12 protein-coding genes are annotated in these 23,517 nt (G+C 45.3%); 8 read left to right on the plus strand and 4 right to left on the minus strand.

The window, feature by feature from the left end:
* The first annotated feature begins 10 nt into the window (after positions 1-10).
* The 3 genes from ACWJAO_RS07000 to ACWJAO_RS07010 are packed head-to-tail and all read left to right on the plus strand — an operon-like array spanning position 11 to position 6,128.
* Positions 11-2,107, plus strand: coding sequence for a RagB/SusD family nutrient uptake outer membrane protein (locus ACWJAO_RS07000; protein ID WP_449139731.1), 2,097 nt, complete (start codon positions 11-13; stop codon positions 2,105-2,107).
* Positions 2,108-2,126: 19 nt separating this feature from the next.
* The gene (locus ACWJAO_RS07005) at positions 2,127-3,728 is read left to right on the plus strand and encodes a DUF5123 domain-containing protein (protein WP_449139732.1); all 1,602 of its coding nucleotides are present in this window, start codon (positions 2,127-2,129) and stop codon (positions 3,726-3,728) included.
* A gap of 15 nt (positions 3,729-3,743) precedes the next feature.
* A complete protein-coding gene (locus ACWJAO_RS07010) occupies positions 3,744-6,128 on the plus strand; it encodes a glycoside hydrolase family 3 N-terminal domain-containing protein (protein WP_449139733.1) in 2,385 nt (794 codons plus the stop codon).
* 92 nt (positions 6,129-6,220) lie between these two features.
* Here ACWJAO_RS07010 and ACWJAO_RS07015 read toward each other — a convergent pair whose 3' ends face one another.
* A complete protein-coding gene (locus ACWJAO_RS07015) occupies positions 6,221-8,962 on the minus strand; it encodes a two-component regulator propeller domain-containing protein (RefSeq protein WP_449139734.1) in 2,742 nt (913 codons plus the stop codon).
* A gap of 158 nt (positions 8,963-9,120) precedes the next feature.
* Here ACWJAO_RS07015 and ACWJAO_RS07020 point away from each other — a divergent pair, with 158 nt between their 5' ends.
* Genes ACWJAO_RS07020 through ACWJAO_RS07030 form a run of 3 tightly spaced genes read left to right on the plus strand, consistent with a single transcriptional unit; the run spans position 9,121 to position 17,492 of the window.
* Positions 9,121-11,604, plus strand: coding sequence for a glycoside hydrolase family 95 protein (locus ACWJAO_RS07020; protein ID WP_449139735.1), 2,484 nt, complete (start codon positions 9,121-9,123; stop codon positions 11,602-11,604).
* Positions 11,605-11,653: 49 nt separating this feature from the next.
* On the plus strand, positions 11,654-13,801 hold the full coding sequence (locus tag ACWJAO_RS07025) for a hypothetical protein (RefSeq protein ID WP_449139736.1): 2,148 nt from the start codon (positions 11,654-11,656) through the stop codon (positions 13,799-13,801).
* Between the two features lie 7 nt (positions 13,802-13,808).
* Entirely contained in the window at positions 13,809-17,492 is a 3,684-nt protein-coding gene (locus tag ACWJAO_RS07030) for a pectinesterase family protein (protein ID WP_449139737.1), read from the plus strand.
* A 116-nt stretch (positions 17,493-17,608) separates the two neighbouring features.
* On the opposite strand, the gene ACWJAO_RS07035 is transcribed toward ACWJAO_RS07030, so the two are convergent.
* The 3 genes from ACWJAO_RS07035 to ACWJAO_RS07045 form a co-directional block, all read right to left on the minus strand.
* Positions 17,609-18,094, minus strand: coding sequence for an S-ribosylhomocysteine lyase (locus ACWJAO_RS07035; protein WP_449139738.1), 486 nt, complete (start codon positions 18,092-18,094; stop codon positions 17,609-17,611).
* Between the two features lie 153 nt (positions 18,095-18,247).
* Positions 18,248-18,946: a 5'-methylthioadenosine/adenosylhomocysteine nucleosidase gene (locus ACWJAO_RS07040; protein WP_449139739.1), complete on the minus strand. Its 699-nt coding sequence runs from the start codon at positions 18,944-18,946 to the stop codon at positions 18,248-18,250.
* A 288-nt stretch (positions 18,947-19,234) separates the two neighbouring features.
* Entirely contained in the window at positions 19,235-19,912 is a 678-nt protein-coding gene (locus ACWJAO_RS07045) for an outer membrane beta-barrel protein (protein ID WP_287797248.1), read from the minus strand.
* Between the two features lie 239 nt (positions 19,913-20,151).
* Between ACWJAO_RS07045 and ACWJAO_RS07050 the strand changes: the two genes are divergently transcribed.
* Both ACWJAO_RS07050 and ACWJAO_RS07055 read left to right on the plus strand, forming a co-directional pair.
* Positions 20,152-22,659 carry a YfhO family protein gene (locus ACWJAO_RS07050; protein WP_449139740.1) on the plus strand — a complete coding sequence of 836 codons (2,508 nt, stop codon included), beginning with the start codon at positions 20,152-20,154 and terminating at the stop codon, positions 22,657-22,659.
* A gap of 15 nt (positions 22,660-22,674) precedes the next feature.
* Positions 22,675-23,496 carry a GSCFA domain-containing protein gene (locus ACWJAO_RS07055; protein WP_449139741.1) on the plus strand — a complete coding sequence of 274 codons (822 nt, stop codon included), beginning with the start codon at positions 22,675-22,677 and terminating at the stop codon, positions 23,494-23,496.
* The last annotated feature ends 21 nt before the right edge of the window (positions 23,497-23,517 follow it).

Here is a 23,517-nt window from a genome sequence, read left to right on the forward strand (position 1 = left end):
TTGAAAGGTCATGAAAAAAAGATATTTTGCAATTAAGATATGCGCTGTGGCATTGGCTACGCTTCCTTTGTGGTCATGCAGCGACTTCCTAGACACTGAGTCTCCTTCGCAGCAAGGCAACGATGTGGTATATGAAAACATCGGAATGACAAAGTCGGCTGTGATAGGTATCTATTCTCAGATGCTCGACTCTTACGCTTTCGGTCAGAAAATACCTGTCAACTGGCAAGGTTGCTCAGATATAGAGATTCCTACAGGCTTCTCTGATACAGACTATAGTACCAGTGGTGACAAGGGCGCATCCAACTTCTACGATGATGTATATAACAAGACCACTCCTTGGAAGTCTCTCTTCAAAATGGGTGAGTTGGCAAGTACTGCGGTTGAGGGTATCCGAAACTCTTCCTTGTTGTCTGCCCCTTCTACCTCCAAGGAAATGAAACAATATCTGGGAGAGGCTTTGGTGTTGCGCTCTTTGGCTTACTTTGAGTTGGTACGTCGTTGGGGTGATATTCCTTACAAGGACACATCTTCTAAGTCAGACTTGTCGAATGTCTATATGAAGAAGATAGATAGAGACCTCATCTATGCCGATTTGATTAAGAATTTGCAAGAGGCAGTGGAGTATCTTCCTTGGCTCGGTGAGAGTACTGACTATAACTGTGAGCGTGTAACCAAGGGCTATGCCTACGGTTTGTTGGCAAGAGTTGCCTTGCATGCAGGTGGTTGGTCGGTAAGAGACGGTAATACTTTCGATGCTTCTAATGTGGAGAAATACCAGAGTACAGGCGATGATGGAATGGCTGAGGAAAACGGCTATTACGTAGGCAGACCTAAGAATTGGAAAGAATACTATCAGATAGCAGAAGATGCTTGTGCCAAGATGATTGGCGACCCAAGCAACCCTCATCAGTTGGACCCTGACTATGGTGACATCTGGAAGACCGTTTGCCATCTTGACTACAATAAGTACAATGAAAATCTCTTTGAGATAGCTTTTGGTATGGGACAGAGCGGCGACATCGGTTCTTTGATGGGCTATAATGTGGCTGGTACTCCAACTGTCAATAAGAATGGTCGTGGCTTTGGTGGTAACTATGTAACAACTACAGGCTATTATTTCTATTCTTTTGATCCTGCTGATACACGTCGTGACTATGAGTGCAGCTTGCCTTCTTACAAGTTGAATAAGCAAAGTGTGGAGCAAGAAGAGTTGGGCAATAGCATGATGGGCATCCCTTCTGGCAAGTGGAACTTCTTCTGGACATCTGATGACTTCAAGTCTTTGTGGTACACCGCCAACTCTCGTATTCCAACAGGTATCAACTGGATTATGATGCGTTATCCTGACGTGCTCTTGATGTTTGCTGAGGCAGCCAATGGCTTGGGTGAAAATGTTGATGCCGTGAATGAGACGGCAAAGATGAGTCCTCGCCAAGCTCTAGAGAAAGTAAGAGAAAGAGCTTTTGGTACTGGTTCTCTCAAGGTGAAGGAGTATGACCAAGACTTCTTCAATGCAATTGTCAACGAACGAGCTTGGGAGTTCGGTTGCGAGGGTGTTCGCAAGTTCGACCTTATCCGTTGGGGGCTCTTAGATAGTAAGATAGAGGACATGAAGAAGAGCCTTTGCTTGATGCTTGATGGTACTCAGCCAGTCAAGATTTTCGACAAGACTTATCAGCCAGAGGAATTCCCTGATACCGTATATGTCAAGTATCAGACTGGCGCCAATACTAAGTTCTTGGATTTGAGCAGTGCCAACTTCTACGAGCATGTTGCCAAAAATCCTGATCCTAGTAAATATACAGCAGTGGCTTGGTTCCCTACAGCTTCAGCTCGTGAGAATCCTGATGTTGCACCAGATAATAAGGTTCGCACCACATTGGTAAGTAACTGTGTGAAAGTGTTGCTCAATGCCACAGGCTTGAGAGCACGTTACGACTACAGCTCTTTTTATCCAAACTTGGCATGGGGTAGCGAAGTGGAATCTTCCTTCCTTACCAAAAAGGCAGGTAATGGCAAGTGCAACTATCGCCACTTCTTTGCCATCAAGTATGAGGACTTGACTGAGTCTCATGGATATCTGTCTAACTCTTATGGTTATTAATCACTTAAAGGAAAAGACAATGAAAAAGAAATATTTTATATTGTTGAGCCTCTTCACGATGATGTTTGTGTCATCTTGTAATGATGCTAACGATTGGGGGGTAGATGCAAGCTGTAATCGTTTGTTCCGTCCACTAACTTTTGAGGTGGGCAAGACTACAGCCAATTCTGTGTCTATCACTTACTCATACGTACCTAAAGCTACTCAATATGTGTTTGAGTTTAGTGAGGGGGACGAAGAGTTTACAGAAGTTAAGAAATCTGTTACCATCTTGGCAGATACCTTGACGGCTTTTGCAGAGGCTACGGATATGGTAAAGACAACCTATCGTACCCTCTTTGATGACTTGAAAGGTTCTACTGATTACAATGTCAGAATGAAGGCTGTCAGTGCAGATGGTACGGAGTCTGGTTACTTGGCTGATAAGTTTACGACTCCTGATGAGCAAATCTTCACGGATTGCGAGGCAACAGTCAACACAGTTATGTTACAGTGGACTCCTGGGGCAAAGGTTACTCATATCATCTATTCTGAGGTGGGTGCAGCTGACGATGCAGTCGTGACACGCCAAATTACTGATGAGGAGATGGCTGCAGGCAAGGCTCTCATCGAGGGTTTGGCAAGTGGTACACAATATACGGCTGTCATTTATAATGACGATGCCAAGCGAGGAACCAAGAAATTCAAGACATTGGGTATGAAGGATGGTAAGGAATATACCGTTCAGCCAGAGGATGATGTCAACAAGATTCTTGCTCAGTTTGCTGCCGAGGGAACTTCTGCCCTTACGCTCATCTTCCCTTCTGGAACATACGAAATTGGCAAGTTGACCATTCCTACAGGAATCTCAGATCTCTATATCGCTGGAAATGCAACTGATAAGGCGGACATGCCTGAGTTGTTTATCCCTCAGTTCAACTTGCAGAGCGAGGTGTCAAGTTTAACATTCCAGAACATCGACTTGAATGCTCGTAAGAATAGTGCTAACTATCTCTTCGACATCAAGGGAACCAATTGCTTCAATAGCTTGGAGTTTGATGGATGTCGTATCAGAAACATCAACCGTAGCTTCGTTCGTTTCAATACTGCAAACTTGGAAATTGAGAAGATTAAGGTGAATAACTGTATCTTGGAGAGTATCGCTACTGGTGGTTATGGTTTCATCAACACGCCAAAGAGTGCACAGAAGAGTGTTGGTCTCTTCTCTCTCACCAATTCAACTTTGGTCAATATGGGTAGCGACTGGTTCTTGCAGATTAATGCTGGGTGGCAGTCTATCGTCATCGACAAGTGTACTTTCTATAGCACTGGCGGTGGTAAGGGCTTGTTCCGCTTCGATGCAAATCCTGAGGCCGTTTCTATTACCAATACCATCTTTGCTGGTGCAAACAATGGCAATGAGTTTAATGCTGGTAGTAAGAACTACGATATATTGGACTTCAATAGCTGTTATAAGACCAATGATATGAAGGTGAGCACTAAGACTCCGTTCTTGAATATCGAGGAAGTTCCTTATTCTTCTGAAGATTTCTTCGTTGCTCCTGCCGATGGTGACTTCCACATTAAGGGTGGTGTCAGCTTCGGTGGATTGGAGAAGGCTGGTGACCCTCGTTGGTATTAATGATAAAAATGGTAAATGATGAAGAAAACGAAAATAGTAGTTGCAATAATGATGGGACTGGGGCTTTTTGCCCCATCCCATATCTTAGCACAACCAATGGCTGATGGATATGTCTATCAACCATTTCAAGACAAGCAAACTTTGCAAATCGTGAATCGTATCTACCAACAGATGAGTTGGGAGGAACGAATAGCTCAGTTGTATGGTGTGACCCCAGGAAGATTGACTGATAAAAAAGGAAAACTTTCCCCAGAGAAATGTAAAGAAGTGATACCATACGGTATTGGACATGTTTGCCAGTTTGCTTGTGCCTTGGACAATGAGCCGGATAAACTTCGTGATTTTGTCGCTGACTTGCAAGCATGGTTGAAAGCCAACACAAAGGCAGGTGTGCCTGCCATCTGTCATGAGGAGGCTATTGAGGGATTTGCCGCAAAGGGTGCAACCGTTTTCCCTCAGCAGATTGGCATGGGCTGTAGCTGGGACATGGACTTGATGATAGAAAAATCTCGTCAGACTCGCATCCAAATGCGCAAGATAGGTGCTACAATGGCTCTTTCACCAATGGTAGATGTGATTCGTACAGCAACCTTCAATCGTTTGGAAGAAGGATATGGAGAGGATGGTTATCTTTCGGGTTGCATGGGCGTTGGCTTTGTTAGAGGTTTGCAAGGTCAGGACATGACCAAGGGTGTGGCTGCTTGCAGCAAGCACTTCTTGGGCTATGGTGGTGGCTCGGAGTTGAGCGATAAGGAATTGACCGAGGAAATCCTCTTCCCTCATGAGGCTATCAGCCGAATGGCCAACAACAAGTGTGTGATGACAGGCTATCATAGCTTTGAGAAGGTGCCTGTGGTGGCAAGTTCCAAGATAATAGGAGACTATCTTCGCAATCGCACAGCCTTTGATGGTATAACTGTTAGTGACTATGGGGCTATCGGACGAGTTTTTCGTCAAGGTGACCAACATGAAAAGGAACTCAAAAGTGGTGCAATGGCTATGAATGCTGGTACCGACTTGGAGTTTAGCAATGGCAAGTGTTATCCTTGGTTGATGGAGGCGATGAAGAAAGGTCTCGTCAAGGAGAAAAGGGTAGAGGAGGCTGTAAAACGTGCCTTAACTCTCAAGGTAAGATTGGGTATGATTGGTGACAATGCCAAACTTTATGAGACTGGGCATTTGGTATTGGATAATGCTGAGGCTCGCAAGGTGGCTTATCAATCGGCAAGTGAATCGGTCGTTCTCTTGAAAAACAATCTTTTGTTGCCATTGCCAGAGGGTATCAATATTGCTGTTGTTGGTCCTAATGCCAATTCTTTTTGGAGCTTGGTGGGCGATTATGCTTATCCTTCCATGATGGCATTCTGGCATGGCAAGAAGCAGGATGGCAAGAATCCAAATATGGTGACTTTGCTAGATGGTTTGAAGAACAACAAGCCTGCTTCTACTACGGTAAGTTATCAAAGAGGCTGTGAGTGGGCTTTGCCAGGTGAGGCAACCATCAAGTCTTCGGGTGATGTCGATCCTCGTACCTCTCGTCTTACGGCTATGATGGTGGAATCCGCAGACAGTACCAATTGGGATGCAGCTATCGATTTGGCAAAGAAGAGCGATGTCATTGTAGCTGCCATGGGCGAGAATCCAGCTCTCTGTGGTGAGGCTCGTTTGAGAACAGGTATCAAGTTGCCGGGCGACCAAGAGAAGTTTGTCAAGGCTCTCATTGCCACAGGTAAGCCTGTTGTGTTGATTATGTTTGGTGGTCGCCCGATGATTATCAATGACATTGCTACTGGTTGTGCTGCTATCATGCATGCTTGGTATCCAGGGGAAGAGGGCGGAAATGCCATTGCCGACATTCTTTATGGAAAGGCAAGCCCTTCGGCTAAGTTGTCCATCAGCTTCCCAACTGTGGAGACGGAACAACCTATTTGCTATAATTATGGTTCATCTCAGGATTCTCTGGTGGCTTATCCTTTCGGTTACGGCTTGTCTTATACGAAGTACAAGTATGATGGCTTGAAGATTGCGACCCCTGTGGTTTCTACCAAGGATGATGCAGTGGAGTTCACTTTCGACTTGCAAAATATCGGAAAGAGGGAAGGAACGGAAATTACTCAGGTCTATATCTCTCCTGTGGATAACCCAAATTTGAAGCCAATCCAGTTGAAGGGATTCAAGCGTGTTACGCTCCTGCCTAATGAGACGAAGACGGTTCGTGGAAAGATATTCATGGACCAGTTGGCGTACTACAGCAAGAAACTTTGGAATATTGCCCCTGGTAAATACCAGATTAAGGTGGGTGCCGCTTCAAACGACATTAGGCTTGTAGGTGAATTTGAGGTAAAAGGCAAGGTGGTTACCAAGAAGTATAGAAAAGAATTGTTATCAGAGATACATTAAGTTTTAGGTTTAGTAAAAAATAATTAGTAGTTAGGTTAGATTGGTAAAGAGTAAGGTGTGTCATAGTGATTATGGCACACCTTTTTTTTATATTATTCCTCGTTCTTGTTATTATATTCTGATGGTGAGCATCCCATGGCTTTCTTGAAGCATCTACTAAAGTAATGTGGATCGGAAAAACCGCAAGAATAAGCTACTGAAGATACATTATTGCCAGATTCTAACAGTTTGACGGCTCGTTTGATACGAAGGTCATTGATGAGAGTGAGTGGGGTGCAGTTGAGGGCTTCCTTGGTCTTGGTGTATAGCAAGGTCTTGCTCATTCCCATGTGGGCGGCAATGTCACCTACCTGAAGTTCGGAACGCTCTATGTTCTGGTTCATGTACTCCATGAGCTTGTCTGTAAACTCTCGTTGCTTGTCAATAATCTTGTCTGCGACATCTGTATGTAAATCTTCCAAGGAGGCTTTGTTGCCCATCAACTCGTGTATTCTCTGTGAAATCTTTTCGATTTTCTCGTTGGTTGCAAGTTGTACTTCTTCTATCTGGGCACGCAGCCTATAGATATAGGTGGCGATGATATAGATGAAGAAACCTAGGGCTATCAGTAGGATAGAGTATAATACCTTGGCGAAGAGTGTTTCATTGAACTTAGGCTTTACCTCGATGGATAGTTTCCTTATGGGACAGTTCCACATACCATCTCCATTGGTGGAAGTTACTTCCAATGTGTATTTTCCTGCTGGGATATTGGCAAGGTTGAGCGAAGTGTTTTTGACAACTTTCCAATCATCATCCAGTCCCTCTACCTTATATTTATATAGAATAGGGGCACTTCGGTTGAAGTCCAAGGTGGAGAAGTTGATGATGAGGTTACGCTCGTCTTTCTCCAACACCAAAGACGGCTTGATGTTGAAGTCTTGCAACCTTTCTTTTCCTTCCACGAAGATATGGTTGATGACAACTGCTGGGGAAAAGGAACTCTTCTTGAGTTTATCAAGGGAAAAAGTCAAAAGTCCCTGTGTGGTTCCCACTAGTATTTGCTTGCCTATGCAGATAGGTTGTACTTCTGAAAAGATAAAGTTGTCTCCAAAGTCTCGGATGGAGAAATTGGTGATAGTATGGTTGCGATTATATTTGGAAATCGCCATCTCGCTGATAGTCCAAAGGTTGTCTTGGCTGTCAAAGGCAAGGGTTAAGCTGGCATCCGAGGCTAAGCCATTGAGTGTGTTTACTTGTTTGAAGGTAAGGTCGTTGCTTAGGAGTTGTTTGCTGGTGATGATGTTGACACCACCGCCAAAGTTTGCCAAGTAGATTTCGCCTTTTTTGTTGGCGGCAATCTGCATGACATCATTACCAATCATCGAATTTTCTTTGACTTTTTCCTGATTGAGGAAAAACTTGGGGTTCTTTTCTTTTGTGGAGAAAGAGACGAGTCCGTTGGTGGTGCCCACTAGCATGACTCCATTTTTCATGCTGTAGAAACATCTTACCTTTTCGCATCCTTCAGGATAGTTCTTGAATGTGTTTTTCGCATTTAGAAACTTGGCGTTTCCTTGCTTGTCGAAGACTGCTTTGTTGATACCTCCACCATGGGTGCCAAGCCAGAGGTTGTGTTGAGCATCTTCGGTGATGGCATAAATGGAGGAACAGTTGAGTCCAAACTGTTGGGTGGTAGTAGGATAATGGGTGATGTCAAACTTACCTGCTGATGGGGTAAGCTTGAATAGACCATTTCTTTTGGTACCCAACCAGAAGTTTCCTAGATAGTCTTCGTATATGCAATAGATGTTGCTGCCGAAAGCAGAGCGGCTTTCGGACAAAGTGCCATTCGAGGACAAGTAGAAGGTTTTGTTGTCACGGATAATTCGAATGAAATTGTTCTTGTCCGCTATCCATGTCCTCCCAAGCTTGTCTTGGTATAAGGCTCTGATAAATTCATCTTTTTGTTCAATGGCAATTTTATGAGGTGTGATAATCTCCTTGATGGGACAAAGTTCGGTGAGACCAGGATAGTTTGCCATCCATATATTGCCTTGTTTATCCACGCACAGATACCTCATATATTGTTTTTCCCATCCTGGAAGGGGATAGAACTTGGTCGGTGTCTCATAGACATAAACGCCATGGTTTGTGCTGACCAATACGCTGTTGTTGCGATATTTGCTGATGCCATATATCAAGTTTACAAGAGGATTCTTTTTTGCATAACCGATTTCCAGTGTATATAGGTTGCGAAACTTGATGTTGCCATGAGTGTCCGCAAAGAAAGAGAAATCCCCGGTGGATGCCTTATAGACGGCAGTGTTCTCGGCATCTAAGTTGACCTTGAACTTTCGCAATACCTTTTGTGGATGATTATCTGCCACTTCGTATGCAGTTCCATCTTGTGCCACCAACCAACTTTTGTGATTGTCTTGTGGGCAAATATGTCGGATAGGGCGTAATTGTTCCTTAGGACAAACCTCTTCAAATGTGAGGCTGCTCCTACGGAACAGATAGACCTTTTGGTTGACAATGCACCAAATGTCACTGTAGGATGTTTCGGTTATCCAATTGATTCTATTGCTTGGTAGCAAACAACTCTTGTCGGATGTGGTGGATTTGAAGTGGGTAAATTCGTTGCCGTCATAGCGGGCTAGCCCATCCCATGTAGATACCCAGATATAGCCAAACTTGTCTTGAAGAATGCAGCTCACTGTGTTCTCGGGGAGACCGTTACTCTGGTCGAATGTCTTTTGATAGAACTTAGACCCTATAGCTTGTGCGAAAATGTTTACTCCAGAATAAAACATGAAGCAGAGTAATAGCAGGGTTAGGTAAATCTTCTTCATTGCTTGTACTTTTTTAAATTTAGGGCAAATTTACTACTTTTTTCGCTATCTGCAAAATATTCCATCTATTTTGTTTTATTTTCCACGCAAAAAACTTGTATTTATCCTACTTTTGCAGTGCTTAAACGAACAAACAATCAAAATCATAAAACAAAATCATGAGAAGAATATTATTAGCAGTATGCGCTTTCTTGGTGTTTTCACCTTTGATGGCAAACGACTTGGAGCTATGGTATAATGCTCCAGCAAACAACTGGAACGATGCCTTGCCATTAGGCAATGGTCGCATTGGTGCCATGGTGTATGGTAATCCTATTCATGAGGTATTTCAACTCAATGAGGAAACCATTTCCAAGGGTTCTCCATACGACAACTATAATGCCAAGATGAAGCAAAGTCTTGGCAAGATTCGTGAACTTATCTTTGCTGGAAAAAACAAGGATGCCGAGGAGTTGGCTAAGACCGATATGATGTCTGCAAGGGAATATGGACGTGGCGCAGCTTATCAGCCAGCAGGTAACTTACACATAGACTTTAGCGGAAAACGTAAGTGTACTAACTTTCGTAGAAGTCTGGATATAGCCAATGCCCTCTCTACGGTTACATATAATATAGGTAATGTTGCGTACAAGGAAGAGGCTTTTACTTCTCTCTCCGACCAACTCTTGATTGTCAGATATACTGCAAGCAAGAAAGGTAAGTTGTCTTTTAAGGCTTCCCTGTCTTATCCTGAGGAAGTTGCGACTACGCAAGAAGTGAAGGATGGTAATGTTTTAACCTTGAAGGGAACTAGTCAAAATGCTGCGACAAAGGTGCCAGGTAAGGTAAACTTCTTGGTCAATGCCAAGGTGGTCAACCATGGTGGCAAATTGGTACGTGTAGGGGATGCCTTGCAGGTTAGCAATGCCGATGAGGTGGTCATCTACTTGGCTATGGCAACTAATTTTAGAAACTACAAGGATATATCCGCAGACCCAACTCAGCGTATAGCCAATTATATGAAGAATATACGTCCGTATGATGAGGCAAAAAGTCTGCATATTGCAAAATATCATGAGCAGTTTGATCGTGTCAGTCTGAACTTGGGAGAGAATAAGTATGCAAGTCTTCCTACCGATGAACGTTTGAGAAGATTCAAAAATAGCGATGACCTCCAGTTCGTGGAACTTTACTTCCAGTTTGGTAGATATTTGCTAATTTCTTGTTCTCAGCCTGGCACGCAACCAGCCAACCTACAAGGCATTTGGAACGAAAAGTTGAATCCAGCTTGGCTTTGCCGTTATACCATCAATATCAATACAGAGATGAACTATTGGCCATGCGATATTGTCAATCTCCCAGAAACAGAAGAACCATTGGTCAAGATGGTAAGTGAACTGGCAGAGAAAGGCAAGAAGACGGCATGGGATATGTACGGTTGTCGTGGTTGGGTCGTGCATCACAATACCGACCTCTGGCGTATGACAGGTGCCGTAGATTATCCATATAGTGGTGGATGGCCTATGTCGAACGCTTGGTTTTGTCAGGCTTTGTGGGGACATTACCTTTACAATGGAGACATCAGCTACCTGAAGAAAGTCTATCCTTATTTGAAGAGTGCATCCGAGTTCTTTGTTGACTTCCTCGTCACTGACCCAAGAAACGGTTATAAGGTGGTGGCTCCTTCGGTTTCTCCAGAGAACAAACCAATGGGCAAGAATGCCAACTTCAATGCAGGTATTGCGATGGACAACCAATTGGTGACTTATCTCTTCACTGCTACGATGAAAGCTTCTGAGATACTTGGCAAGGACAAGGCATTCTCTGATACCTTGCAGAACTTGCGCTCGCAGATTATGCCAATTCGTATTGGTCAGTATGGACAGATGCAAGAATGGGCTGAAGACTGGGACAACCCTCGTGACCACCATCGTCATATCTCTCATCTTTGGGGATTCTATCCAGGAACACTTATCTCTCCATACCGTACACCTATGGCTTTTGAGGCAGTAAAGACTACTCTTACCCAGCGTGGAGACCCATCTACAGGATGGAGCATGGGATGGAAGGTTTGCCAATGGGCAAGAACCTTGGATGGTGACCATGCCTACAAACTCATCAAGAACCAACTCACCTACGTGCCTGATACCATCATAAAAGGACAAGGTGGTGGAACTTATCCTAACTTCTTCGATGCGCACCCACCATTCCAGATTGATGGAAACTTCGGTTGTACGGCTGGTATCGCAGAGATGATGGTGCAGAGCCATGATGGTTTCGTCAATCTTTTGCCAGCCATCCCTGATGAGTGGAAGGACGGAGAAGTGAAGGGTTTGCGTTGTATCGGTGGATTTGTCATAGAAGATATGAAATGGAAAGACCATCAGTTGGTTTCTGCGAAGATTCGCTCTACACTCGGTGGAAATCTCCGTCTTCATGCGTCAGCCCCTATCAAGTGTGTAACACGAAAGATGACTAAGGCACTGGGGGATAACCCTAATCCTTTGTTCTTCGTATATTCCATGAATACCACTTACAAGAGAGACCGCACAACTGAATATGTGGAGCAGCCTTCTTACAATGTGGCAGAAAGACCAAACTTGGCTCTCTATGATGTTGATACCAAACCTGGAGAGGTGCTGGAGATTATCGCAAACTGGTAAGAGAACTTTTGAAACAAAAATTGATAAACAACTTAAGCTAAAAACGATTATGAATAAAAGACATATATTTTTAGGTTTTATGGGACTGCTTTGTACTTGTGCCTCCATGGCACAAGTGCCAGCCTTCCCTGGTGCAGATGGTTACGGACGCTATACGAAAGGCGGTAGAGGTGGAAGTGTTTATTATGTGACCACCCTTGATGATGGCGATCAAGAAGGAACACTTCGTTATGGTGTAACCAAGTTGACAAATGCAACGATTCTATTCAAGGTGTCGGGAACGATTCATTTGAATAGTTCTCTCAGAATCTCTGCTAGCAATATCACTATAGCTGGTCAGAGTGCTCCTGGCGATGGCATCTGTTTGGCAGATTACCCTGTGGAGGTGAGTGGAAACAATGTCATCGTGAGATATATGCGCTTTAGAATGGGCGATCAGAAGTTGACTGCTGACGAGGCTGATGGAGCTGATGCTTTCGGTGGTCGTTTCTCGACCAATGTCATCATAGACCATTGTTCTATCTCATGGTGTACTGATGAGTGTGCTTCTTTCTATGCCAACACCAACTTCACGATGCAGTGGTGCATTATCTCTGAGAGCCTTCGCATGAGCTTGCATAGCAAGGGTGCTCATGGCTATGGAGCTATTTGGGGTGGAATTGGTGCGTCTTACTATCATAACTTGATGATTCATCATGACAGTCGTACCCCTCGCTTCGGAACAGGCTCCTTGGGACAACCAAGTGACCATTATACCGATATGCGTAATAACGTCATCTATAACTGGAGTGGCAATGGCTGCTATGGCGCAGAGGGAATGAACGTCAACATCATCAATAATTATTATAAGCCAGGTGCAGCCACGACAAGTTCAACCAAGGATAAGTTTATCAAGATTGGTTCTGGTACCAGTGAGGATGGAACAACGAGCTATTGGGGAAGCTTCTTCATCCAAGGAAATATAAATACAAAATATACAGCTGTCAACGCTGATAATTGGAATGGTGTCGCTATCAATACAACAGACTTGATTGATGGCAAAAAAACGCGAGAAGATTTGGATAATGGTCAGGAACTGGGTGAGGTGCCATTGTTGCACCAACACACAGCGGAAGGTTGCTATCCTTTGGTGTTGCAGTATGCTGGTTGCAGCAAGAGCCGTGATGCCATTGACGAACGTTTAACTGCCGAATGCAAGAATGGTACTTACACCTTTAAGGGAGCGTCTGCCAATAAGGGCGGTATCATTGATAAACTGACTGATTTGAAACCTGCTGATGCTGGCGATGATTGGTCTCCATGGCCTGAGTTGAAGAGTACAATTGCTCCAACAGATATGGATGGTGATGGTATTCCTGATGAGTGGGAGACTGCGCATGGTCTTAATCCGAACGATGCCAAGGATGGTAATAGGCGTAATGAAGAAGGTTATACGATGTTGGAGGTTTATCTCAATGAACTTGTTGAGGATATAACCAATGGTCAGTATGAGGGGGCTGAGGAAGTTGGCAAGGCAGGCGAGCCATACCAACCAGATACGAAAGTGGCAAATTCCTCGATTTCATGGAAAATGGACAAGGGCACGCTTTCCGAGATTCCTACGATAGAGAGCAGTTATATAAAAGGTGGAACGATGTCTCTTGGTGACAAGTTGACTTTGACCGATACTTATCGAAGTTTCAATCATCAGTTCACTCGTTTCAATGTGGCGGAGGAAACCAAGCAGGTTGATGAGGATTGCTATTTGGCTTACGACATTGAAATTCCTGACGGCATGACTTTTACGCCTCTTTCTCTCTCGGTTTCGGCTTTGAGATACGGAACAAGTGGAGGTTACTTTGATGCGGTTTGGATAGATGCCAATGGCAACAGAACCCAACTTAGCCAAGGCATCCATGCTGGCGACCCTAAGGGGACAAGTGAAGTGCCAGAGGAAATCGACTTCCAAGATGAGAAGATAGAGCCTACTTCAGGGCATGGCAAGCTGGTGTTCTATATCTATAAGTTGAATCCTACTCGCTCTATCGGCTTTGCCAATGTTCTCTTGAAGGGTTATGGAACCTTAACGTCAGGAGTAGAGCAGATTACATATAAGTTGTCTGACAAACAGGTCATCTACGACCTTTCAGGGAAGAGATTGGGTAAGCCTCAAAAGGGTGTCAATATCATCAATAACAAAAAAATACTAATAAACTAAAAAAAACATGAGAAAAGTATTCCTATTACTGAGTCTTTTTGTCTGTATGTTCCTACATGCGGAAGAAAAGGACGTAACACCAGAAACTTTGTCGCAAGCCGTGGCTGAGGCAAATGATGGTGATGTACTGCTCTTGTCGAGTGGTAAGTATGCCGACAAAATCGAGTTCCCTGTTGGGAAAACAATCACATTGAAGGCTGCAACAGGTGCCGAAGTGGAGATTGTCGGTAGTGTGTCAAGTTCAGAGGAAACTTCCACAGGTGGAGGTTTGGTGTTCGATGGAGTAACCATCAATACCTCTAACAATTATTTCATGGACTTGAAGTATGGTGACATCAAGGAAATCACGTTTAAGAATAGTGAAATCAAGAATGTATATCGCAGTTTGATTCGTACCAATAATGCTGGTAAGAACATTGAAGCCATCAATTTCGAGAATTGTCTTGTGCATGACTGTGGTAAGAATGGTTGGAATTTCCTTTATCCTTCACATACTGTAAAGAGCGTGAAGGTAGAGAACTCTACCCTTTACAATTATGCCAATGGAGAAGGATTTTTTACTCCTAGAAATGCCTATAATGGTGAGTTCTCTTTCACTTTCAACCATAATACGGTGTATAATTGGTCAAAGGCGGCGAAATATGCTATATGTAATGTGGATGCCAAGAAAACAGGTAATGCCACTTACACTTTTACCAACAACATCTTCTATAATGGTGGAACGGATGGAGACCGTCCTCAGGTATTGAAGGCTACTGGTGGTACCCTTGTGGCAAACAAGAACTTGATTATCAATTATGGCAGTTATTCACAGAAGTCTGCTGTCAGTCAAAGCATCGACGATGTGACTTTGGAACAGTTGGGCATGAATGCCCTCAACTTCCCTGACCCAGACAATGGAAATTTCTACATTACTTCTGCTTCCCCATTGGCAACAGCGGCTACCGATGGTGGTGTAATTGGTGACACAAAATGGTTGAAGACCATTACTGATATCGTGCATTTGGATGTTGTGGCTTCTCCTGCTGAGGCTGGAAAAGTAACCCCATCTTCTTCTGATTTTGAACGTGATGAGACGGTTACGCTTTCTGCCTCGTCCAACTATGGCTATCGTTTCAAAGAATGGCAAGACAAGAGTGGCAAGTCTCTTTCTACAGAGAATCCTTACCTATATAAGGTGGAGGACAATGCACAGGTTAAGGCTGTTTATGAGAAGTTGACAACTTATACTCTCCATGTAGAGATGGATGGCGAAGGCGCCAAGTATGGTGAGGTGGAACTTTCACCAGAGCCAGTGGATGGTAAGTATGTGGATGGTACGGTTGTAACTGTTACTGTTGTTCCTAACAAGGTTAGTTCTTTCTTGTATTGGGAAGACCAGACAAGCGAGAGCAAGCGTATCATCACTGTGGATGGTAATAAGACTATCAAGGCAACTTTTGACATGATTCCTTTCATCACAGGTTGGAATTTCAAGGAGAGTGATCCTCGCAATGCTCGTCCTGGTGACTTCTATACCGAGACAGATAACACTGGTTTCATGAATCTCTACAATGGCGATGGAACACAGAGCAATTGGGGACCAAGCGTTCGCAACTTTGACGGTGGCAATTATCCTTGTATTCGTCGTTACACAGGTTTGGCTGACATGGGCAATCCACGTAGCTTCGTGGCTAAGTTCAATGTGGGTTATTATAAGAATATCTCTGTACACTTCTTGGCTGCCGCAGACAATGACTGTGTTCACAAGGTCCAGAAGTTGCAGTACTCTCTCGATGGTGAGAAATATACAGACTTGGCTTCTTTCGAGATTTCTGAGCAGAAAAAGTGGATTGAGCAGCAAGTAGCTCTTCCTTCAGACATTGCAGCTAATAGTGTTGTTTATGTTCGTTGGATAGGTGATACCAATAGCTCTCTCCTTGGCTCTCCAGCCGACAATGCAACAGAGGGCTTCTATCTAGCAGAGGTAATTGTTTATGGTGAAGATGATGCAGCTACTGATACACAGGCTCCAAAGCTCCTTTCTTCTTCTCCAGCCCAGGCATCCAAGACGGCTTCTGCGTCAGGCAACATCGTGCTGACTTTTGACAAGAAGATTAAGCAGGGTGCAGGTTCAGCTACTCTCAATGGCAAACAGCTATCAGGTGTATTTGGCACAAAGACTGTTTCATTCGCATACGCAGGTCTCAACTATGGTGAGGAATGTACTTTTGTATTGCCAGCAGGGGCTGTTGTGGATAAGGTAGGTAACTCTTTCGATGGGGTAACCTTGAAATTTAATGTCATGGATCGTCCACGTCCTACAGCCAAGACCTTTGATGCAGTTGTTGCACAAGATGGCACGGGCGACTATACCACGGTTCAGGCAGCTATTGATGCAGCTCCAGAGAACAGTGGTTATCCATACCTCATCTTCATCAAGAATGGTGTATATGATGAGTTGGTAACCATCGAGCAGAACAAGACCAATATTCACTTGATTGGTCAGGATAAGGAGAAGACTGTCATCAAGCACTATATTATGTGCGACTCTCCTGACAAACCAGGCTCTAATAGCAACCCTAATGACCCTAACTATGGTCGTCACGCCGTGGTAGAGATTGGTGGTAACGACTTCTATTCAGAGAATATTGATTTCGTCAATAGCTATGGTGTAGATACTCAGAATGGTCCGATGGCTTTGGCTTTGCGTACCAACGCAGACCGTTTGACAACTTACAACTGTAAGATGCGTTCATTCCAAGATACTTGGGAGACCTCTACCAAGAATGAGACAGACCGTCATTATGTCAAGGATTGCCACATCGAGGGTGCTGTGGATTATCTCTATGGTGGTGGTAATGTGTACCTCGACCACTGTACGATGTACAATATGCGCGCAGGTTCGGTTATCGTAGCTCCATGTCATCGGACTTCTGAGTTTGGTTATGTGTTCAAGAGTTGTACCATTGATGGTAACGACATCGCTAAGACTGGTACTTGTGCTCTTGGTCGCCCTTGGCACAATAGTCCTAAGACCGTGTTCTTGAACACTATCGCCAAGAATATGATTTCTCCAGCTGGATGGAACAATATGGGTGCTATTCCTGCTATCTTCGCCGAGTATAATACAGTAGATGCTAATGGTAATCCTGTAGATTTGACTAACCGTCGCACCGAATATACTTATAGTGAAAAGCAAGATGATGATACTTATGTGCAGAAGAGTGGAACTTGCAAGGCTGTGCTCACTGCAGATGATGTTGCTAAGTATAGCTATGAAAATGTAGTGTCAGGCTCTGACCATTGGAATCCTCGTATGTTGATGGAACCAGTGGATGCGCCAAAGAACATCTATTGGTATAAGAATGCCAACAAGATGAGTTGGACAGCTTCTGAGTTTGCTATCTGCTACATCGTATTCGATGCCAATGACAATGTATTGGCTATCACCAAGGACACAAACTGTGAGATTGAGGCAGGTAAGATGCCTGCTTACATCAAGGCTGTCAATGAGAATGGTAGTTTGAGCCAAAAGTATGAGGTGGCTGTTTCTACAGGTATCTCTCAGGTTGCTTCTGATGCTGAGGTTGCAAGAACAGAAGTGTATTCTGCCGATGGTATCAGAAAGGCTAACACTTCGCCAGGCTTGAACATCGTCAAGACGATATATGAGGATGGTTCTGTTAAGACCCAAAAGGTAATGAAGTAATTTATCGAAAGTACACTGAAAATATATTTATCTCTAGATAAAGATGTATTTTCGCCTAGTGAAAAGTTCTGTGCCACGGCGTGGCACGGAACTTTCTGCTAGGGTTAAACACTTTTTTAGTCTTGTGTCGGATAGACGAGGTTCTCTTCCTTGATGACATTCAAGACCTCTTCGAGGTATTTCTTGGATTCGTACTTTGCCATAGGGAGGTCGTGGAGCAAGTAGTTGCCACAGTCCTTGGCTGCTTGTCCAGGAATCTCGCCCTCGAAATCGGCGATGAAGGCGAAAGTACGCTTCATCAGTTCCACGATGTCCTTGCTCTCCAGGTCGCCCTTGATGAGGAGATAGTTGCCCGTGAGGCATCCCATCGGTCCCCAATAGATGATGCGGTCCTTCCACTCCTCGTCGTTGCGCAGATAGGTGGCAGCCAGATGCTCGATGGTATGGATGGCACCGTTGTGCAGACAAGGCTCCTGGTTAGGCACCTTCATGCGGATATCGAATGTTGTGATCACTTCTCCGCCTACTTCGTCCTTACGGCTCACGTAGATGCCGCGGAGCAACTTGTTATGATTGATTGTAAAACTTGGAATCTTATTCATCTTTTTTATAATGTTGAATGTTGAATGTTAAGTGTTGAATGAATAGTGTTGAATGTTGAATGAATAGTGTTGAATGTTGAATGTTGAATTAGGCTAGCGCCCTTGAGTCCGTTAGGCAAAAATTCAACACTCAACATTCAACATTCAACACTCCTAAAGACTTTCCAGAAAAGCCTTGGTAACATTGAATGAGCCTTCAGCCATTTTAGCCCAGAAGTCGAAATACTGCTGTGCCTTGGTATCCTTCAGCGGTACATCGCTGATGATGCGGAAGGAGATGAAAGGCGTCTTGTAGATGTGGCAGGTCTGAGCGATAGAGCAGCTCTCCATATCCACCGCCATCGCCTGAGGGAAGTGTTCCAGGATAGAGCGCATCTTCTCCTTGCTGTCAACAAACCATTCGCCGCTCACAATCTGGCCGGCATGGATCTTCGGGTGCTTGTTGTCTGGCAGGCTGTTGATGGCAAGAGCCTTCTCCACATATTCCTTAGGCGACTTGAAGGAAGCAGGCATGCCTAGAATCTGTCCGAATTCACATTCCTCTCCGCAGTAGGCATCGTGATAAACGCAGTTGGTAGCTACCACAACCTCGGTTACATTGAGGTTGATATCAGCGCCTCCAGCCACGCCTGAAGAGATAACAAGGTCTGGGTGATAGTTGTCAATCATTTCCACGGCACCTATGGTACTGTTCACCTTACCGATGCCGCATTGTTGCATCACCACCTCGTTATTGCCAATCTTTCCGATAACGAAGTCCTTATAGTTTTTTCTCTCAACCTGCGATTCGGTCAATAATGTTTTGAGTTGCGCGAACTCCTTGTCCATCGCAACGATAATTCCTATTTTCATATTGTATACTAACTTTTGGGTGCAAAATTACTAAAAATATTGCAGAGTGTAGCAAAGTTTAAGGAGTTTTTAAGGAAAAAGGCTTTTAAAGGTAAAAAGGTAAAAAAGTAAAAAAGGTAAAAAGAGCCTTAACTCTTTATAACCCCATTCCCTCGTAAATTTATATAGCCCCTGGTGTGTTTTTGCATCAGGGGCTTTTAACATTACGGGGGACCAGCGATGGAATCGCTGGGGACGGGGGCGCGAAGGGGGGTAAGGCTCTTTTTACTTTTTTACCTTTAAACGTTTCTAGAAGTTAACTCCGAAATTGAGCTGGAGGGCTCCATTGCGCGATTTGTCGAAACTGTCGTGGCAGATGTTGGCAAGACCGATGTCGTAGGTGAGATCGGCATAGAACATGTCGTAGCCGATGCCGCAGCCGATGCGGATACCACCATCAAGGCGGCGGAAGTTTGCATCCTTGAATGAGCTCTCTGCTTCACGCTCGGCAAAGTTCTTGATCTTGCCTCCTACACCAACGGCAAAATAGCCGCCTACCTGAGGCTGGATGGAGAAGTGATCGTCTACTTCGTACTTGTACTTCAGTACGGCTGGAATCTCAAGATAATTGAGGTCGTAGGTCATCTTCTTGCCTTCAGGAAGATCCTTCTTGCCACCTTTCTCTATATATGAGAGTCCGGTTTCGAGATAGAGTGGGGCGCTGTCGGTCAATGGGATGCCGGCTACTACGCCCACATTCAGACCGGTCTGCCAGTCGCCACCATCCAGACGGGAATCGTCGGAATTGACAAAGGTGAAGGCAGGACCGATGCGGAATCCGTAATACGGGCTGCCGTAGTTGTGGTTGTAACGGTAGTCTAGACGGTCTGTCTTGCTGTTGTAATATCTGCTGTCACGATAATTCTGTGCTGCTGCCGGCATCAGAGCCAGAAGCAATGCCATCATGATGAATGCTAATCTTTTCATAATTCTTATTCTTTTATACATTAATATATACTGTTTGAAGAAACTTGTTTTACGGTGCAAAGGTACGGATAAAAAACGCAACGGCAGCGAGTGTTTCCCTAAATGATAGAGGGGAACCCCTATTTCTGACCTAATACAACTTTCTCAACAAAAAAAATATAAATTTTTGCTATATTTTTTTGTTTTGTCTCCAATTTATGCTATCTTTGCCTTCAAATTATAAACGTTTATATAGAAATATGAAATTTTTGAAGAAGTATCTACTGGATATTCTGGTAGTTATTGCATTTGCAATCATCTCCTTCGTCTACTTTATGCCAGCCGATATGGACGGACGAATCCTCTTCCAACATGATGCAGCGGCAGGAAAGGGACTGGGACATGAAAAGGAACTCTTCCAGCAACAGACGGGAGAGACTACACGATGGACGAACTCGGTGTTTGGCGGTATGCCTACCTATCAGATGTCGCCTTCGTATGATAGTAATCAGGTGCTCAGCCAGATTGTGAAGGCATATCATCTGTGGTTGCCAGACTATGTTTGGTATGTTTTCGTATACCTCCTGGGCTTCTATATCATGCTGCGTGCCTTCGACTTCAGACAGTCGCTGGCGGCGCTGGGAAGTATCATCTGGGCATTCTCGTCCTACTTTTTCATCATTATCGCTGCCGGACATATCTGGAAGGTATGGGCGCTGGCTTATCTGCCGCCGATGATTGCGGGCGTGGTGCTTGCCTATCGGGGCAAGTATCTCAAGGGACTGCTCCTTACTGCCATCTTCTCGGCTTTCGAGGTGCAGGCTAACCACGTGCAGATGACTTATTACTATCTCTTTATCATCCTCTTCATGGTGATTGCCTTCCTGGCAGATGCCATCAAGAAAGGTGAACTCGCACGTTTCGGAAAGGCTACGGCGGTATGCGTGGTGGGTGCCCTTATCGGTATCTCGCTCAACCTCTCGAACCTTTATCATACCTGGCAGTACGGTCAGGAAACCATGCGTGGAAAGAGCGAACTCGTAAAGAAAAATGCGGCTAACCAGACCAGCAGCGGTCTGGATAGAGACTATATCACACAGTGGAGCTATGGTATCGACGAAACCTGGACGCTGATGATTCCGGATGCCAAGGGCGGTGCCTCCGTGCCGCTGGCGCAGAACCATCAGGCGATGGAGAAGGCGGATCCTAACTTCGTTCAGATTTACCAGCAGCTGGGACAGTACTGGGGCAACCAGCCGGGAACGAGCGGACCGGTATATGTAGGCGCCTTCGTCTGCATGCTCTTTATCCTGGGTCTGTTTATCGTGAAGGGTCCGATGAAGTGGGCGCTGCTTGCAGCCACCATCCTGAGCATCCTGCTCGCCTGGGGTAGAAACTTCATGCCGTTTACCAATTTCTTCCTCGATTATGTGCCGATGTATGCCAAGTTCCGCACGGTGGCATCTATCCTGGTTATCGCAGAATTCACCATCCCGCTCCTGGCGATGATGGCGCTGAAGAAGATTGTGGATGAGCCGGAGATTCTGACAGAGAAGATAAAATATGTATATGCCAGTTTCGGTCTGACAGCAGGTTTCTGTCTGCTCTTCGCCATCATGCCGGGCGTATTTTTCTCTGATTTCGTATCGGTACAGGAGACGCAGGCGCTGCAGCAGTTGCCTCAGGAGTATATCTCTCCAATCATGAGCAATCTGACGGATATCCGCAAGGGCATCTTCACATCCGACTGCTGGCGTTCGTTCTGGATCATCCTCATCGGTTCGGCACTGCTGATGCTCTTCAAGATGAAGAAGCTGGGCAAGGAATATATGATTGCCGGTATCGCCGTGCTCTGTCTGGTGGATATGTGGATGGTGAACAAGCGCTATCTCTACGATGATATGTTCGTGGACAAGGCGCAGCGCGATACACCGCAGCAGATGACCGAGACCGACAAGATTATCTGCCGTGACAAGTCACTCGACTACCGTGTGCTGAATCTGGCATCGAATACATTCAATGAGAACGAGACCTCTTACTACCACAAGAGCATCGGCGGTTATCATCCAGCCAAGCTCCGTCGCTACCAGGAGATGATTGATGCACATATCGCTCCTGAGATGCAGAAGACGATGCAGGCGGTAGCTGCTGCGGGCGGCGATATGACCAAGGTGAACGGCGACAGTATCTATCCAGTATTGAACATGCTGAATACCAAATACTTCATCATGCCGCTGAAGGGCGGACAGACCGTTCCGGTTCAGAATCCGTATGCCTACGGCAATGCATGGTTCGTAGACGAGGTGAAGTATGTGAACAATGCCAACGAGGAAATCGATGGCGTGGGCAAGGTGAACCTCCGACACGTGGCTGTGGCTGATGCCAAGTTTAAGGAACAGCTGGCGCAGAGCGTGAAGCAGGATGATACTTCGGTGGTGAAGATGACGCAGTATAAGCCGAACAACCTGACTTACGAGGTGAAGTCGAGCAAGGGCGGCGTGATCGTATTCTCTGAGATTTACTATCCGGGCTGGACGGCTACGGTAGACGGACAGCCGGCTGAGCTGGGCAGAGTGAACTATATTCTGCGTGCGCTGAACGTGAAAGCAGGCAGCCATAAGGTTGTGCTCGATTTCCATCCTCAGTCGCTCAAGAATACCGAGACGGTGGCTTACATCGGTTATGGCGTTCTGGCTCTCCTTATTATAATAGGTATAGTGGTTGAGGTGAGAAAACTCAAGAAGGCTTCTCCGGAAGTGAATGAATAAAAAAGAGAAAGACTTATGCTGTTTCGCACAGAAATAGATATTCCGAAGGCCGACTTCGAGATAGGGGCGGCAGAGCGGATGCTCTTTGTGGGCAGTTGCTTTGCCGACAATCTGGGTAGGCGGTTTGTGGAGAACCGCTTCCGGGCTACGGTGAATCCCTTCGGGGTGATGTATAATCCGGCAAGCATTCTCCATACGGTAGAGAAATGTTCCGAGGTCCGTCCCCGGGTGGCTGTCTTTACGCTGGGTACCAACCATGTGTATATCCTGAAGGAGACGGGCGAGATAGTGGACAACTGCCAGAAACGCCCGCAGCGCCTCTTCGAAGAGCGGGAACTGAGCGTGGACGAATGTGCCGGCTATCTGCAGAAGGCTATCAATCTGCTGAAATCGCAGACCGCAGCATCCGGTAGCAGTGAAGGCACTCTGAAGGTCATCATCACGGTAAGTCCTATCCGCTATGCGAAATACGGCTATCATGGGAGTCAGCTTTCGAAGGCTACGCTCCTGCTGGCAGCCGATAAGCTGGTGAAGGAGAATCCCGGGGTGGTGAGCTATTTTCCGGCTTACGAGATCATGAACGATGAACTTCGTGACTATCGCTTCTACAAGGAAGACATGCTGCACCCGAGCCAGCAGGCTGTAGACTATATCTGGGAGCGGTTCCGGGCAACTTACTTCGGCAAGGCAGCGGAGCAGTTTCTGGAAGACTGGCGGCCTATCCGCGAAGCACTCGGCCACAAGCCCTTCCATCCCGAGAGCGAGGAACATCAGAAGTTCATCGCCAGGACGGAAGAGAAGAAAAGACAATTTGAGGAGAAATATCATCTCTTATAAAATAAAGAATATTTAAATAAC

The organism is Segatella sp., assembly GCF_977051555.1.

What these genes read in the sequence shown, in the direction of transcription:
- ACWJAO_RS07000 (WP_449139731.1), top strand. Translation starts at nt 11, where the DNA reads ATGAAAAAAAGATATTTTGCAATTAAGATATGCGCTGTGGCATTGGCT.
- ACWJAO_RS07005 (WP_449139732.1), top strand. Translation starts at nt 2,127, where the DNA reads ATGAAAAAGAAATATTTTATATTGTTGAGCCTCTTCACGATGATGTTT.
- ACWJAO_RS07010 (WP_449139733.1), top strand. Translation starts at nt 3,744, where the DNA reads ATGATGAAGAAAACGAAAATAGTAGTTGCAATAATGATGGGACTGGGG.
- ACWJAO_RS07015 (WP_449139734.1), bottom strand. Translation starts at nt 8,962, where the DNA reads ATGAAGAAGATTTACCTAACCCTGCTATTACTCTGCTTCATGTTTTAT.
- ACWJAO_RS07020 (WP_449139735.1), top strand. Translation starts at nt 9,121, where the DNA reads ATGAGAAGAATATTATTAGCAGTATGCGCTTTCTTGGTGTTTTCACCT.
- ACWJAO_RS07025 (WP_449139736.1), top strand. Translation starts at nt 11,654, where the DNA reads ATGAATAAAAGACATATATTTTTAGGTTTTATGGGACTGCTTTGTACT.
- ACWJAO_RS07030 (WP_449139737.1), top strand. Translation starts at nt 13,809, where the DNA reads ATGAGAAAAGTATTCCTATTACTGAGTCTTTTTGTCTGTATGTTCCTA.
- ACWJAO_RS07035 (WP_449139738.1), bottom strand. Translation starts at nt 18,094, where the DNA reads ATGAATAAGATTCCAAGTTTTACAATCAATCATAACAAGTTGCTCCGC.
- ACWJAO_RS07040 (WP_449139739.1), bottom strand. Translation starts at nt 18,946, where the DNA reads ATGAAAATAGGAATTATCGTTGCGATGGACAAGGAGTTCGCGCAACTC.
- ACWJAO_RS07045 (WP_287797248.1), bottom strand. Translation starts at nt 19,912, where the DNA reads ATGAAAAGATTAGCATTCATCATGATGGCATTGCTTCTGGCTCTGATG.
- ACWJAO_RS07050 (WP_449139740.1), top strand. Translation starts at nt 20,152, where the DNA reads ATGAAATTTTTGAAGAAGTATCTACTGGATATTCTGGTAGTTATTGCA.
- ACWJAO_RS07055 (WP_449139741.1), top strand. Translation starts at nt 22,675, where the DNA reads ATGCTGTTTCGCACAGAAATAGATATTCCGAAGGCCGACTTCGAGATA.